The sequence below is a fragment of the Micrococcus sp. LASM2_SD2 genome, assembly GCF_057364565.1.
In genome coordinates, this window is the sequence record NZ_JBNFOB010000487.1 from 1 (window position 1) to 575 (window position 575).

A 575-nucleotide genomic window follows, 5' to 3' on the forward strand; every position below is an offset into this window, starting at 1 on the left:
CGGCGGCGGGCTCGGACGGGGGGAGGCGGGGGGCGCCCGTCGTCGGGAAGGGGAGGGCGTCCGAGACGGAGGCGAGGGGCGCGCACCGGGCGGTAGCGGACGCGGTCGCCGGGGCGGATGAGCGCGGGACGCTCCCCGGTCCAGGTCCCAGAGCACGGCGTCGGTGCGGCCGAGCAGCCGCCAGCCGCCGGGCGAGCTGCGCGGATAGACGGCGGAGAAGGTGCCGGCCACGGCCACCGAACCGGCCGGCACGGCGGTGCGCGGGCTCTCACGGCGGGGCACGTCGAAGGGCGCGGCCTCGGGATCGGCCGCGGTGCAGTAGGTGAACCCCGGGGCGAAGCCGCCGAAGGCGCCCACCCAGAGGGTGTCCGCGTGGGCGGCCACCACGGCCTCCGCGGACATGCCGGTGAGCTCGGCGACGGCGGCGAGGTCCTCGCCGTCATAGACGACGTCCACCTCCACCGTGCGGGCGTCCTCACCGGCGTCCGCCGAGGCCACGAGGGACGGAGCCAGCGCGGCGGCGGCCACGGCCTCGGCGCGGGTGCGGAAGGCGAGCATCAGGGTCTCGGCCGCGG

Annotated in this window: 1 protein-coding gene; it reads right to left on the reverse strand. The window is 78.8% G+C overall.

Annotated features, from left to right (window positions below; genetic code table 11):
* On the reverse strand, positions 1–575 hold a 575-nt coding region (locus AC2W7A_RS13250), incomplete at both ends, for a 5-oxoprolinase subunit B family protein (protein ID WP_485991740.1).